Origin of the sequence: Chryseobacterium luteum, from assembly GCF_000737785.1 — a bacterium.
GTDB lineage: Bacteria > Bacteroidota > Bacteroidia > Flavobacteriales > Weeksellaceae > Chryseobacterium > Chryseobacterium luteum.
The window spans coordinates 1-15,787 of the sequence record NZ_JPRO01000001.1 but is presented as its reverse complement, the minus strand read 5'-3'; the positions used below and the strand labels follow the sequence as shown (position 1 = coordinate 15,787).

Sequence of the window (15,787 nt, the reverse complement as noted above, 5' to 3'; positions counted from 1 at the left end):
ATTAGAAGTTGAATGACAATGTTGCGGCCCATGTTCTTCCGAATCCGAAATATGTACGGTTACCTGTTGCTATTCCTTTGTACATCATACCAAGTTCTTCATAAGTTTTTTTAGCTGTATTGTTTGTTACCCCATCAGCTAATTTGGTAGGTGTGTCATTACCAAATACATTGGTAGCGGCATCAGAGATATAAGTTGTATCAAGCAAGTTATAAATGTTTACTCCTACAGTAAAGTATTGAGATTCATTTTTCAATCTTATTTTGTAAGAAGCCCCTACATCGAACAAGTTAAAATCAGGTAATTGTAGTACACCTCTATCTTGTGCAGATTGATTGGAGAAAGTTGCAATATCAATAGAAGAATATAATTTACCAACATATCTCCAGGTACCGTAGATGCTAAGATCTTTTACTGGTTTGATAGTTGCTCCCAATGAAGCTGTCATTTGTGGAATACTATTATTACTTGTTCCTCCAACTTTTACTTTATCTATGAATAATTCTGAAGTATTTGAAGTGCCAGATAGCGTAAGTGGGTTATTGTTATCGTCAAATGCTGTTCCTGTTGCATTTCCTTTATAATAATAATCTCCCCAAGAAAGCATACCATTGAATTCTAAGAAGCTAGTTGGTTTATAAGTTCCGTCAAATTCAATACCTTGGTGAATTTCAGTGATCCCATTAATTTCAGCATACCCCGTAGTAGTAGTGTTATCAGGCAATGTAAATGTTTGGTTAGTTTTTCTTAACCATCTATCTTTCCATTGTGTTCTGTATAGGTTAACATTAGCACTGAATTTTGCTGATCTAAATCCGTATCCAATTTCTGCTGAGAAAATTTTCTCATTGGTTAAAGATTGATTAATTAGCTGTTGGTTGTTTGGGTAAACCGTATTTAAGAATGGTTGCTTACTATAATAACCGATATTTGCAAAAACATTATTTTGCTCATTAATGTTATAGTTAGCTCCTCCTTTAATATTATATCCAAATAGATTTTTGAAACCTGTTTTCGTATTAACTGTCTGGCCTTTTAATTGGCTTCCATCTAATATGAAATTATCAATTCTTTGATATCCTTGATTAGATACTGATCCTTGTAAAAATGCAGATAAATCATTCTTGGTATATTCTACTTGAGCAAATCCACTGTACCAAATAACTTCTCCATCATTGCTGAATCCTACTTGATCTTGTAGAGGAGCTGTTTTACCTCCAAATGGATTCCAAGCAAGCTTTTTATAGTCATAACTGTTGCTAACAATGTTTGGTGCTACATTTTTATTGTTAGAATCTTTATATCCTGCAGCTCCATATAAATCTGAAACTAGTTGATAATGGTATCCATAATAATATCTATCATCAGTTCCAATTGAGAAGTTCCAGTTATCATTTATCTTATGTTGGAAGTTCGCTAAAATTCCGTACCAGTTGTGAGAGTTTACACTTGATCTGCGAATAAGTGTACTTCCTGCGCCAGCTGTGTTTAGATTAACTGCTTGGTTGGCTGCGAAAATAGCGTCATAGTTAAAGTGTCCAGAAGTGTCCACAAAAGATGCGTCAGTGATTGATTTTCCTCCAACTTTTCCTAAATCACCTGTTCCACCACCTCTACCATTAGACATGTATAAAACAGTACTTAATTTAGATTTTTCGTTCATAGTCCAATCCCAGTTCAGCATCATTACAGGCTTGGAATAATAGTTAGATCTGTTAGCTAGTGCAACTTTATTTCCTGAAGCGTCCGTATAATATCCATAGTCAGAATTATATTGTCTGTATGGTGATCCGTCGCGATCTGGATTGTAATTAATATAATTTTGAATTGTAGGAGCAAAAGTTCTTTGATCATGCCATTGAGGTGCAGATGTCAAAGTAAACTGGAAGTTATGTTTTTTGTTTGGCTCCCAACCTAAAGCAAAATAATATGCATAAGCTTCATAATCTGTATTCTCAATATAAGTTCCTCCAGATTGCCTGCTCATTAGAATTGATGAAGACCATCCGTCGTTGGATTTACCGGTATTATAAGCAAAAGATGTTTTTAAATAATCATTGTTACCAACACCTAATCTTACTACTCCACCTCTTTTCATATCAGCAGAACGGGTAATGAAGTTCATAGTACCTCCAACAGAAGCAATGGCTAATTTAGAAGATCCTAAACCTCTTTGTACTTGCAAAGTACTTGTAACGTCAGATAATCCAGTCCAGTTTGAGAAATAAACAGTACCACCTTCCATGTCATTAACAGGCATACCGTTTACCATTACTGCAATGTTTCTTGATTCAAAACCACGCATAGTAATTTGAGAGTCTCCAAAACCACCACCACCTTTTGTTGCATATACAGATGGGGTTGTATTTAGTAATTCAACAAGTTCTTGGTTTCCCTGTCTTTCAAGAATTTGCGCAGCTTTAATCGTTGAAACTGCTACCGGTGTTTTTCTATCTTTAGCGATATCCGTAACACCTCTTAAAATTACCTCATCAATGTCTTTCGACTTCGCTACAGTGTCCTGAACTTGTTGAGCGTAATAAACACTAGCCGTAGATAACGTAATAGCTACAGTAAGTATCGATTTGTTGATTAATTTCATAATCGTTAGTAATAGTTAGATTTAATTTTCTGCAAAATTCGCGAAATAAAATTTAACTAATATTAACTGTATGTTAATTTTTACTCAATCTTGATAAGATTTAATTTGTTGATTTTCAGTTTTATAAATAAAAATCGAATTTTAACATGAAAAAAATCATATTATTGAATTTTTAACAAACAGGGGGTGTTTTTATTAAAAATACAACGCTATTTCACGGCTTTGAGACTCAAATCTATATTTTCTGCTGAGTGGGTAAGGGCTCCGGCAGAGATATAAGTGACCCCGGTAGAAGCAATTTCTTTTAACATATCACGGGTAATTCCCCCTGAAGCTTCAGACTCGCATGACCCGTTGATCATTTCTACGGCCTGCTTCATCATGGGTACATTCATATTGTCAAGCATGATTCTGTCTACTTTTGCTTTAAGGGCTTCCTTAACTTCTTCCAGGTTTCTTGTCTCAACTTCTATCTTTAATTTTTTCTTAGTACTTTTAACATAATCTTTTGCCATTTTTACGGCATTGGTAATGCTCCCGTTATAGTCGATATGATTGTCTTTCAACATGATCATATCATAAAGCCCATATCTGTGATTGGTTCCACCGCCTATGGCAACGGCCCATTTTTCACATACTCTGAAATTAGGAGTTGTTTTTCGGGTATCTAAAAGTTTTGTTTTGGTTCCCACCAAACGGGAATCCCAGTCGTGGGTAAGCGTTGCTATTCCGCTCATTCTCTGCATACAGTTCAGAACAAGTCTTTCTGTGGAGAGAATTGACCTTGCGCTTCCGGTTACAATTAAAGCCACATCTCCTACTTTAGCTGCTTCTCCATCTTTAATGAAAATCTCCACTTTTAAATCTTTATCAAAAGTTTTAAAAATAATTTCCGCCATTTCGACCCCGGCCAAAATACAATCCTGCTTTACCAGAAGTCTGGCGCTTTGCTTAAGATCCTTTGGAATTGTGGAAAGGGTGGAGTGGTCGCCATCATGAATATCTTCTTCCAAAGCATTTTTGACGAATGTTTTTAATACTTTATCTGTAGCGTAAGCTGGTCTTTTCATTATATATGTTTTAAGCTAAGTCCTTATTGTAAAATGCACCTTTATTTTCAGTCATTTCCATAGATTGGGTGATGATGAGGTGGGCAACGGTTGTTAAATTTCTTAATTCAGATAGCTGAGGCGAAAGAATAGAGTAGTGATAGATTTCGTCTACGGCAGCTGCAATTTCCTGATGTTTCTGCAGGGCCATATTCAAACGTCTGTTGCTTCTTACGATACCTACCAGATCGCTCATCATTTCCTGAAGCTGCTTTCTGAGATAGCTTATGATAACCATTTCATCCATGATCTTCATTCCTTCTTCATTCCATTCAGGAACCGCTTTAAGATCATCAAAATTGAAGTTGTTTTCATTAAGAAGAGCAACGGTTTTTATGGCGGCATTATGTCCAAAGACCAAGCCTTCCAGTAAAGAGTTTGAGGCAAGCCTGTTTGCACCGTGCAGTCCTGAATTGGTACATTCGCCTACTGCGAAAAGATTACGGATGGAAGACTGTCCGTCCCTGTCGACCTCAATACCGCCCATCAGGTAATGACATGCTGGTACTATAGGAATCAATTGTATGAAAGGGTCAATTCCTTCTTCTTTACATTTTTTATAAATATTAGGGAAATGTTCCAGAAATCTTTCATGATCCATATCTCGGCAGTCGAGACCGGCAAATTCATCACCGGAAATTTTCATCTCATTATCAATGGCTCTGGCTACAATATCCCTTGAGGCTAGTTCTTCACGCTCATCATATTTATGCATGAACTTTTCACCGTTTTTAGTCCTTAACTTGGCACCGTCTCCCCGGACTGCTTCGGAAATAAGGAAAAGCATCCCATTAATCTTGCTGTACAGGGCCGTTGGGTGAAACTGGTAGTACTGCATATTGGAAACCTTACCTTTTGCACGGGCTACGAAAGCAATTCCGTCTCCGGTGGCAATGGTAGGATTGGTAGTGTTTTTATAAACATGTCCTGCGCCTCCGGTAGCAACCAATGCTATCTTGGATGTGATTTTTTTGATTGTTTTTGATTTTTCATCAAGGATATAGGCACCGTAACAGTTGATGTCACCTTCACTTACTTCTTTCCCCGGAACATGGTGCTGGGTGATGATATCAATGACATAATGATGGTCAAGAATCTCTATATTCGGGCTGCTATTGGCTGTTGCCAGAAGAGCTCTTTCAATCTCAAACCCGGTAATGTCCTTATGATGAACGATCCGGTTTTCAGTGTGGCCGCCTTCTCTTCCCAAAGCAAATTCTCCGTTCTTCATATCGAAATTGGCGCCCCATTCTACAATTTCGTTGAATCTTGTAGGAGCTTCTCTTACGACCATTTCTACAACATCGCGTTTGTTTTCCCCGTCTCCGGCACGCATGGTGTCTTCGATATGTTTTTCGAAATTGTCGTTTTTAAAGTCGGTGACCACGGCCAGTCCTCCCTGAGCATATTTGGTGTTGCTTTCGTCCTCGTCGGATTTCGTTACGATGATGATTCTGGCATCGGGGAGCTGTTCAGAAACTTTAATGGCATAGGAAAGTCCCGAGATGCCGGAACCAATTACTAATACATCCGCTTTTATCATTTTTACCTTAGATTTAAATCTTTTTTTATGAAGATTATAAGAGAAATCTTTAGACAAATATAAGCGAAAAGTAGAGGAATTGAGTAAAAGATGAAAGGTTATTATCATTTTTTAAAGATTATCAGAATAATTATATTGTTATATTTGTACTACATCATAACAAAAAATGCACAAAATATTTGAAACCATCATTGAAGAATGGAAAAGCAATGAGAGTGTAATCGGTATTCTTTTGACAGGAAGTTTTGCTATTGGCACTTATACTGAATCATCAGATATAGATATAAGGATTGTTTTTGATAATAGTATGAATACTACTATTAAAGGAGTTAAAAGGATAAAGGGATACAAAGTATCTTACTTTGGTGAAAGTGTAAATGGGATAAAAAAAAGAATTTCACAGGACTATTTCCGTAATCTTAAGTTTGAAGCAAGGGTATTCAGTATAGGAAAAATCCTTTATAAGCAGGATGAGCAAATAGATGAAATTGTTAGCCTGGCAAAAGAATACATGGTACAGGTTTTTAAGGATATAAAAAAGGATAATGATACTGTTTTGCTTAGACTTTATTCTCTAAATGTAGAGTATCATTATCTGTCAAATATTTCAGGAGACTCTGCTCTTTTTTTATATAATTACATGCTGTTTATGAGGTCTGCTATGAATTTTTACAGCTGGTACCTGAACTATGAGCATTTTATTGATATCAAGACTGATTCTGTATTGAATAATAATGAATACCGCAGATTGAATTTATGGGCAGATTTCCCTGATAATGAATTTGTAAAAATCTGGATTGAAGGTGTTTCACACCCTAATCATAACAGTCTTGACAAGCTGTACTGCTATATCGAATCCAAAACCCAGAAAATACAAGATAAGGATTTTGAGGTTTTGTGGAATTACTAATAGTATTATAAGGATGATGTTTTTTTTCGGGCTTCAGTCGATTCATATTGTTTGTAAAGGAAAAAATAAGTTTTAAATTCGTTCAATCTTGGGGTTTCTGTAAATATTCTATTGATACTCATATGAATGTAGCTGGATAAAATATTAATCAGTTGTATGTTGATTGAATCGTAAATGGTATTTAGTATTATATATATATTCTTTTCAAAAGTTTTATCTATAAAAAGTTTCAGATCAATATCAAGCCTCTCCTCGATATTAATATTTCTAAATATTCTGATTTCCTTATGAAAAGAGTCCCGCAGGCTTTTATTGTTGTTGAAATTAAATTCAGAAGCAAAGGATTCATACTGTCTTTTGACGAAGTTTCCAGAATGAATGCCGATATTCTCTAGTACAGCAATATATTTTTGAACAATGTAATATGAGGTATAAAATAAATCTGTATACTGAATATTTGGAAAGCGTGAATACAGAGAATATGAAATCAGGGAATCAAAGAAAAATATTTCTTCTGATTCCTCCATCTTATTGTGATAACGTTCGATTTCTCTGAAATAGGTATCAAAAGTAATATTAGAAACAATACCGTCTTTGATAAAGCGATTTAGAAGTCTATTCAGCTTTTGCTGTATTGGGTTTGATTCGGATTGATTAAGATTAATTCGTAATCTGATATGGAATTTTGGATCATTGTATCTTAAGAAAAACCATTTTTTCACAAGTTTTTTTTTCCTCCATCTTTCAATCTGTGATAAAAGTTTAACCAATACACCAGACGCAAATTTAGGGTTTATATAAATCTTCAAATAGATCCAATCTGTGCCTGATATAAAAAATCGGCTGTTTTCATTTTTTAAAGTTTGACTTACTTTTGTTGGTTTTACAAAAGAACGATTATTGTAATTGGTAAGAGGTATTATAATTTCCTTGTTGTACTTTTCTTCATCAGATAAAAAATCCTTAAACAGGCATTCGTAAAGGATGACTTTGTTGTTTTTTAAAATTTCTTTGTGAAGGATTTCTATTCCAACAGTACTGGAAATATCTAGACAAAGAAAGTTATCAGCTTGCTTAATTATTATTATATCATCAATTTTTAAGTCAATTTTTAAAGCCTGTAATGCTTTTGAAAAAGAATCTATACTTGAATGCTTTTTTAAAAGTTCGATGTTTTTATCCTTTAAAATCCATTTTGCAGGTTCGAGTACGATATTTTTGTAAGTCACCCGTGGCAGATATTGTTCCAGTTTTTCTACAATCCCCCAATTCCAGACGGCCTTTTGACTGCTGTTCTGATGTTGCATTTCACATAGGAATTCATATACAGGTAGGCTTTTTATCTTGTAATTATGAGCGTTAGAGAGCCTGGGCTTGATCGGCTTTTTATGATTTTTTGAAAATAGAAAAATTTCGTTGTTTATTACCTGAATATAGAGATCATCCACATTTATTTGCTGCTCTTTAGGAAGAAGAGAAGCAGATAGGTAAGGAATTTCATAAGTGCCAAAATGTGGCCTGGAGATTACATTCCCAATCCTTGACTGCGGAAGATGGGAGATTTCGGCATATATAAAGTTGGTATTTTGACTTTCCTCTCTTTTTATAAGATTATTAAGCTCATCATAAAGCTCATCATGAAACGAGCAGAAGCGGCCTAATAAATTTGAAAAAGAATTTGAATATGAATTCAACTGTACCAGACTGCCATCTTTTGCAGGAAACATTTTTAAGAAAAAAGAAATGTTATTTTCCGGAAGAGCGTTTTTTGAATATTTAAAAAAAATTTCAGTCTCTTCTAATGTAATAGTAATTTGTTTATGGTTTTCTTTTAGATAATTGTGATATTTCAATAACACGAATTCTTGAAGTGTATTGTTGTTGGGGCTCTGGTTAACAGTTGGTCTTTGTTCAGTTCTATACCCAATGCCTATTTCTTCGTCCAGGACTTCCAGTAGCTTTACCTTTCTGCTTTCGTATCTATCTGAGAATTCCTTTTTAAAAGATTCTAGATGATTGTACTCGTTGCTGCTGGCAGATGAAAACCCGGATAATATCTTTAATAAACTGTTCAGATCAGTAACGAGTTCAGGTGGTACTGAAGTATCGGGCTCCATATTGATGACATCCAACTGAATTAGGTTGGTTTCTTTTGTTTCAGGAAGTATTTTTTTTACATGATCATATATGCTCTTATACAGGTCAATGTTACAATCGGTAGTTACTTTGAGGAGGTCGGCTTTAATTTTATTGATGTTTTTTTTGAAATTTAAAAAATCTTGGCCAACTGATTGTTCCGGGATTTTTGAAGTAATGTCTGCTAAAACTTCAAAATATTCCTTTCCTGTAACATTTATATCCAAATTGGAAATAAGAATCTTACTTTTTATAAGATCATCAATATAATCCTTTATTTCATCTTCAGGGAAAGAATACATTTCCAATATTCTGTTTAATAGCTCATGATATGAAATTCCATTTTGGGAAATTTTTAAAATATCCTCTGTCACCGGATTCTTATCTATAGACATGAGATGGTGCTTACGAATGTTTTTAATAAGCCGGTACTCTATGTATCGATAATCGTTTTTTGTTTTATACAGACTGTTATTGGGAGAAAAGATTAAATGATCTTTTATGCCTTTAATGTTTAGAAGATGATTGGACAGCTCAAATAATATTTCCATATCCAGTCGGACATTATACTTGAAAGAATTTTTATTATTGGAAGGCCCGGTCTCCGAAACATTATTATGAGAGATCAGACCCTTTTGTAAGCTGGCAAAAGCACCGAAAGGAGTACAACGACTTGCTGCTCTTATGTAGTATTTAGAGAGGGAGAGGAGCGTTCTTTTTCTTTCTTTCGGCGTTAATTTATTTGGATTGAGAATGTATTTGTTGAGCTCATTGTATAGGGTATCCGAAGCAAGATATAAGGCCTCTTTTAGCTGATTATTTGTTGAAAATTCGCTGACAAGATATTCTAATGTTTTGCCTTCGGAATTATTCTTGGAAAACTTATAAAAGAGAAATAATTTATTAATAGGTAAAAGAGGTTTTCGGGCTGCGTAAAAGTCACTTTGGAACATAGTCATTAATTTAGATTAATAAGGCTCTTTGCCAATTGAATGAATTGTCATCTGCCAGAGACAGCAGGGCAAGCCCTATACCGCTAAGTCCCTGAAGTAGTCCAAAATCATTATAGTAGCCATTTTTTTCATTCCATGCACTAAATCCCGATGGAACTTCTTCTGTATTTGTATTGATCAATTCAGTAGTGACACCTTGCCAGTAAGGTATAATATTCTCTATACTTTTGTTGTTGGTTTTATTGGCGAAGCTGTTGAAAATTTGCAAAATACCAGCTGATCCATGGCATAGGCCAGCATCCTTAATAAGGTTTGCAGTAAGTGATTTTCTGTTTAAAGAATTATTTATGCATTCTAAAGCATTTTTTTTAAGGACTTTGTTGTTGAGAGCTTCTCCTGCATTCCATAGAGAGCAGGCGATTCCGGGATCACCGTAACACCATGCCATCCTGGATGTGTGATTTTTAGTGCCTTGTGAGATGATGAATCTGGGAGGGAATATAGAATAAGACCCGCTGGTGTTTTTGCAGAAGAGAACTGTTTGTACAGCATCTTCAAGTAGTTTTTTTAAGTTTTTCTGTGGAAATATTTTGTAAACAGAAGCAAGTATGGATACAATTGATGGTTGCCCATGAGAGAGTCCTAAATTTATAGTTTCTTCGTGAATGGTGTGATCTAAGATGTTATAAAATGGCCAAAAACTATATTTGTTATGTGCTTGGTGTTTTGTCTCATCTAATTTTGAACAAATTATTTGTATAGAAGGCAGGTTCGGAACATCTTCTAAGAAATAATGCAGCCCACCCATAGCTCCATGAAGAAAGTCATAATTTCCTTTTTCCAATTCTTTAATAGAATATTCTAATATGATTTCATCCAGATCACTGAAAATATCGCCGGATTCAAAGTCAATAAAATCTTCTTTTTTCAAATGCTTTAATAACCAACCAAGTCCGGCCGAACCGTTACTGTATTTGATGTTATGATAGGCTGATGCCTGAATATTATTGATGATAATATCAACAAGAGAATTAGCTACCGATATATCATCAGGATTATTTTTATATCTTCCGTAGTAAAATTTGAAAAGAGTAATCCCTCCAAGATCATCTAATAAGCCACCTTTTCTGTTTATGAGTTTTAAGTGGTTATTAATCCTTTCGTTAATATTCTCTAATTCTATTAACAGATTTTTCATATGTTTTTCGTGAACGTAAAGGTATATAAGTAAAAAGATAGTACATAATACTATCTTTTATAAGGTTTTTGCTCTTCAAATTTATGATTATGTTCTTGTGCATACCCACCAGTCTCCTGTGTGGCAAATATCATCAGCAGTGTATCCACAGGTTATTTCTCCCGCAGTAGGCCACGTTGGCCCCCCTCCTTCACAGTCATTGGTTTGATTGGGGTCGCAATTTGCCGGTACAGTTTGTGGGCAGGTAGCTCCAAAATCATAGGTCAGCGTACTGCCTCCGCCTAATACATTCTGCATATTTTCTCGGGACAGATCTAAAACTTCTTTCTTATGAAGTTCAAGTTTTTTAATTTTTTTCTTTTCCATAAAAAAATAATTTTGTAAAGTTGATAAAGCTAATTTAGTATTTTTTTAAGAAAAAAGGAAAAATTAATATTAAATAAATTTAAACAATTTTTCGTTTGGTTTTCTTACTTTTTTCAGGTGCTGAAAATGATCTTCCTCAGAACGGTAGCCCAAAGCCAGGGTTACGGTTACTTTTTCTGTGTCGGGATTGATGCTGAGAATCTCTTCTATCAAATCCTGCCGGAAGCCTTCCATAGGGCATGAGTCTACACTTTCAATAGCAGCGGCATACATCAGATTGGCCAATACTATATAGGACTGCTTTTCGGCCCAGTTGAAAATTTCATCCTTTGTTTTTTGGGTAATATGCTGGTTAATGCTTTTCCTGAAGAGGTCGAGTTTCTCAACGGGAGTTTCCCTTACCTCGGAAATATGATTAAAATAACCATGAATATAGCTTTCCTCAATAGTTTTCTTCGAAATGATAACTATAAGGTGTGAGCAGGTAGAAACCTGTGAAGGATTATAGAAAGCCGGAATTAATTTCTGTTTCATTTCCTCGCTTTCCACGACCAATACTTTGTAGGGCTGAAGTCCAAGCGAACTGGCAGACAACTTCCCCGACTCAAGAATATTGTGCAGGATATCCTGAGGAATGATCTCATGATTAAATTTCTTCACAGAATATCTTCTGCTTAAAGCTTCCAAATAATTCATAGGACAAATTTAAGAATTGAATATGAATAAAATGCGTTTATCATAAAATATCTCCTGCAGCAAAAACCAAAAAAAGATCACTCCAAATTTGGAGTGATCAGGGGTATAAAAATAATAATCAGTTTTAACTATTCTCTGTTTTTCACCATAATCCAGCCTGAGAATTTAATTGGGGTATTCTTGCTGTTGTTTTCATTCCAGGTGATGGAATACCAGTAGTTTCCTGTAGGAACTTTTTTACTTCCGTTGGTGGTACCATCCCAGACATATCTGTTAGACTTGTCAGCCTGGAAAAGCTTGTATCCATATCTGTCAAAGATTCCGATCTCCAGATTCTTTTTATTGGAAAGGGCTGAATAATCAATAGCATCATTTATTCCGTCTCCGTTTGGAGTGATAACGTTGATCAGATTAGGAACAGTGATGTCAATCTCAATAGGTTCACAGTCATAGCTGTCTTTTACATAAATTTTAGTTTCGCCTCTGGCAACATTGTTGAAGATATTGGAATCCTGCCACTGTATGTTATCCATAGAATATCGGTAAGGAGGAGTTCCTCCATTCACAAAAACAGTTACTGTACTTCCTGAAATATCAATGCTGGTAACCACAGGCTGTTCCGAAGCATATACCTTTACAGGCTGTAATGCGATACAGTCTCCGGTTTTTAATTTTACCCAATAAGTTCCTACACCTACATTCGTGATAGTCTGGGTCGTTGCTCCTGTGCTCCACTCATAACCGTTGAATCCCGGGCCTGCATCTAAGGTGGTTTTGTCTTCAATACAAATGATTTTGTCCTTTAATACACTCGATAGAACCGGTGCCAGAACGGTAAGGGTAACTTTTGCAATCGAATAACATCCCTGCGTACTAAATACTTTTACATAAATTACGCCGGATGGGGCGGTATAGGTTAAGAAATTTAAAATTTCATTGGTTCCGTTTACTGCATCCGTTAGAGATGGATAATATTTTTTTGTAGCATTTGTCAATGTAGTGACTGGCGCATTGCTTAGGTTGAATGTTCCCAGTGAAGGATTGGTTTCAAGGAAACATGATCTTAAGTTGGCATCGGTTACCGGGACGATCGGATTAAGATTCAATGTAACTTTTGCAACGCTTACACAGCCTTGAGGGGTGGTCACTTTTGCAAACAGTATTGCAGCTCCTGATGCATAGGCTGTAGGATTAGAAATCTGGTTAATTCCTGCATTAAGGTCAGACATTGTATTGTAGAATTCCATAGTACAGCCCGGAACAGTTGTTAAAGCCGCTGTGGTAAGGTCAAATGTCGCAGTCCCTGCATTGTTGTTGTTGCATCCTGTGAGTGAAGCGTCAGTTGCCGCAAATGGAGTGGGATTCAGCTGTATGACTCCGTCTCCATTGTCGCAGAGCGTAGAACTTGGATCTTTAATGACCACCTTAATTGTTGTGTTGCCTGAATACGGGAAACTTGAAGGATTGGAAATAGGCGTGGAGCTTCCTAAAACATAATAGGTAAATACATAATTTGACGGATTATTGACAAACTGTGCATTGAACGAAGTCAGATCCACACTTCCCGTACCCGTTGCCGGATTGGTACATACAAATGGTGTCACCGTAGCGTTCAGGATGGGAACTTTGTCTACGAAAACCTTTACATTTTTAATAGAATGTCTTGCGCTGGCACCTCCGGTCGCTGCCGAAAACCCAAAATATCCCTGTGACATTCCGATAGCGGCTCCTGAAGGAGCAAATGACTGGTCTGCAATAAGAGTACCGTCAATTTTTATTTTAATGATCCAGTTTGTAGGGTTGGTAAGATCCGTTTCCCCGTTCACTTCTACGTGTTTGTAGGTTGGCCCTACAAATGGCTGAGTAGAGATAAGGTCGGGAGAGTGAAACGTACTGCCGGGTGTTGTATTGAATTCAATATTGTTTCCCGTTGTGTTGTTGGTGCCGTAAAGAACGTGCACTTTACTCATCTGTCCTTCTGTGGTATTGTTGAAAATATCAAATCCCACCATAAGTCCGGATGCATTTCCGGGAATTCCAAGCCCGCCTCCAGATACAAATCCTGTCGGTGGATTGGCGAGATACCAGAATGTGAATCCGTCTCCTCTTCCGAACTGGGTTGTTCCGTTTCCGTCAATTCTGAAATCAAACTCTACCTTCCATTTGTCACAGTAACTTAAGGTGATGGGAGTGGCCAGCTTTATAGCGCCATACAGGTTTCCGTTGTCTGTGGTAAGCCTGATAAAATCATTGTCAACAGCTGCATCCGAAACAAGATCCCAGCCTGTGGTGTTCACGGGGTTTCCTGTAAGCTGATAGGTTTGAGAAAACAGGTTTCCTGAAAAGCATAGTAAAATCGTTAAATAATAAATAAGTAGTTTTCTTTTCATGTGGAGTGATTCGTTTTAGGTTATTCTTGTAAATTTATTTGTTTTATTGTCCGGTATATAATGTATAATTGTCAATTGATTAATAAAAATTGTCATTTTTACAATTCATTTTAAGTAGGTTTAAAATGGCTATAAAGGATTCGTTTTTTCTTATTTGAATTTAAAATCAGGTAAGTTGATTTTAAATTCCCGATAGTATTTAAAAAATCACTCCAGGTAAGGAGTGATTTTATATAAATAGACCGTTATTCTCTGTTTTTTACCAATACCCAGCCGGAATATTTTGTAGCTGTGCTGTTTTTATCATTTTCATTCCATGAGATAGAATACCAGTAAGTTCCCGTAAGAATCTTTTTACCGGAAGCTGTTCCGTCCCATTTGAAGTTTCTCATTTTATCAGCTTCATAAAGTTTATTGCCGTATCTGTCATATACTATGAAAACCAGGTTTTTCTTGTATGCCAGCGCGGAATAATCAATAACGTCATTTACGTTGTCGCCGTTAGGGGTAATTGCATTGATCAGATTTGGAACAGTGATCTGAACTTCCACAGGGGTGCAATTGTAAAAATCTTTAACAAAAACTCTTGCCTCTCCTCTGTGAAGCCCTGTAAAGGTATTAGAATCCTGCCAGTCGGTACCGTTTAAAGAATATTTATACGGTGGAGTGCCGCCTGATACATTCACGGTCACCGTTGTATTATTGATATCGATGCTTGTAATAACAGGATTTGCAGAAGCAATAACCCTTACAGTCTGCAGTGTAATACAGTTCCCTGTTTTCAGTTTTACCCAATAAAGCCCTACACCTACTCCCTGGATAGAAGGAGTGGTTGCCCCGGTGTTCCATTCATAGCCGTCAAAGCCCGGACCTGCATCCAGATCAGTTCTTCCGTCAATACAGATGATCTTGTCTTTTAAAACCGTGGATTTTACCGGAGGAAGTACAATAAGATTAACTTTTGCTATGGCAAAACAGGCATTGGAATCCGTTACCTTTACATAAACTGCAGTACTTGCGGACATATATTGAGACGGATTTACAATCTCATTAGTTCCGCTTAAAGCATCCGCCACACTTAAATAATATTTCTTTGTAAAACCGCTCGAAAGTGTCGTTACATTGGCGGAAGTAAGGTCAAATATGGCATTTGTCACATTTTCCTGCAGAAAACATGATTGCAGTGTAGCTTCTTTTACCGGAGTGTCAGCGTAAAATGTTAAGGTAATTTTTGCCGTACCGGTACATCCCTGTGGAGTGGTCACTTTTACATAGACAGTTCCTGCTGCGGAAGTGTAAGAGTTGGGGTTGGCAATTTCATTGGTGCCGTTATTCAGGTCATTAAGAGTTCTGTAATATTTTCTGGTTGCGCCAAGTATGTTCGTTACATCTGCTGTATTAAGATTGAACAATCCAGTTCCCGCTTTATTGTTGTTACATGCCGTTAAAGTTTTATCTGTAAGGGTAAGAGGAGCCAGCACCAGCTGTATTTTTCCGTCCGGGTTATCACATAATATTCCTGCATTGTCCTTTACGATCACTGTAACCGTAGTATTTGCATTGAATTGGAAATTGGTAGGATTGGTAATAGGCGTTGAGCCCTGTAGATATGTGAATGTATAATTGGAAGGATTACTTACGAATTGAGAATTAAAAGTGGTCAGATTTACAGACCCGAATCCCGTAGTCGGATTGGGGCAGAAAGACTGTGTTGCTGTACTTTGTAAAATAGGAACTTTATCCGTATAGATTTTTACATTTTTAATAGAATGTCTTGATCTTGCACCTCCTGTAGAAGCCGAAAAACCAAAATATCCAATCGTCATTGCAGCAGCGGTACCCGAAGGCGCAAATGACTGGTTGCAAATGACCGTCCCGTCAAGT

10 protein-coding genes are annotated in these 15,787 nt (G+C 36.4%); 1 reads left to right on the top strand and 9 read right to left on the bottom strand.

Annotation, left to right across the window (positions count from 1 at the left end):
* Window position 1: 1 nt before the first annotated feature.
* The 3 genes from IX38_RS00050 to nadB all read right to left on the bottom strand — a co-directional run bounded on the left by IX38_RS00050 (window position 2) and on the right by nadB (window position 5,254).
* On the bottom strand, window positions 2–2,602 hold the full coding sequence (locus IX38_RS00050; RefSeq protein WP_034700704.1) for a TonB-dependent receptor: 2,601 nt from the start codon (window positions 2,600–2,602) through the stop codon (window positions 2–4).
* Between the two features lie 209 nt (window positions 2,603–2,811).
* Window positions 2,812–3,672 (bottom strand): carboxylating nicotinate-nucleotide diphosphorylase, encoded by an 861-nt coding sequence (gene nadC / locus IX38_RS00045; RefSeq protein WP_034700703.1) that lies wholly within the window; start codon window positions 3,670–3,672, stop codon window positions 2,812–2,814.
* Window positions 3,673–3,682: 10 nt separating this feature from the next.
* Window positions 3,683–5,254 carry an L-aspartate oxidase gene (gene nadB, locus IX38_RS00040; protein ID WP_034701570.1) on the bottom strand — a complete coding sequence of 524 codons (1,572 nt, stop codon included), beginning with the start codon at window positions 5,252–5,254 and terminating at the stop codon, window positions 3,683–3,685.
* A 166-nt stretch (window positions 5,255–5,420) separates the two neighbouring features.
* On the opposite strand from nadB, the gene IX38_RS00035 reads away from it, so the two are divergent.
* Window positions 5,421–6,164 (top strand): nucleotidyltransferase domain-containing protein, encoded by a 744-nt coding sequence (locus tag IX38_RS00035; protein ID WP_034700702.1) that lies wholly within the window; start codon window positions 5,421–5,423, stop codon window positions 6,162–6,164.
* 5 nt (window positions 6,165–6,169) lie between these two features.
* On the opposite strand, the gene IX38_RS00030 is transcribed toward IX38_RS00035, so the two are convergent.
* From IX38_RS00030 to IX38_RS00005, 6 genes are all read right to left on the bottom strand, one after another.
* Complete coding sequence (locus IX38_RS00030) at window positions 6,170–9,253, bottom strand: lantibiotic dehydratase (RefSeq protein WP_034700701.1); 3,084 nt, start codon at window positions 9,251–9,253, stop codon at window positions 6,170–6,172.
* Between the two features lie 10 nt (window positions 9,254–9,263).
* Window positions 9,264–10,451 carry a lanthionine synthetase C family protein gene (locus IX38_RS00025; RefSeq protein WP_034700699.1) on the bottom strand — a complete coding sequence of 396 codons (1,188 nt, stop codon included), beginning with the start codon at window positions 10,449–10,451 and terminating at the stop codon, window positions 9,264–9,266.
* 87 nt (window positions 10,452–10,538) lie between these two features.
* Window positions 10,539–10,817: a class I lanthipeptide gene (locus IX38_RS00020; RefSeq protein ID WP_034700697.1), complete on the bottom strand. Its 279-nt coding sequence runs from the start codon at window positions 10,815–10,817 to the stop codon at window positions 10,539–10,541.
* A 69-nt stretch (window positions 10,818–10,886) separates the two neighbouring features.
* Window positions 10,887–11,513: an NAD(P)H-dependent oxidoreductase gene (locus IX38_RS00015; protein WP_034700695.1), complete on the bottom strand. Its 627-nt coding sequence runs from the start codon at window positions 11,511–11,513 to the stop codon at window positions 10,887–10,889.
* A gap of 128 nt (window positions 11,514–11,641) precedes the next feature.
* Window positions 11,642–13,903: a T9SS type B sorting domain-containing protein gene (locus IX38_RS21785; RefSeq protein ID WP_051884359.1), complete on the bottom strand. Its 2,262-nt coding sequence runs from the start codon at window positions 13,901–13,903 to the stop codon at window positions 11,642–11,644.
* Between the two features lie 245 nt (window positions 13,904–14,148).
* The coding region (locus IX38_RS00005; RefSeq protein ID WP_051884357.1) for a T9SS type B sorting domain-containing protein at window positions 14,149–15,787 on the bottom strand (1,639 nt) is incomplete at its 5' end.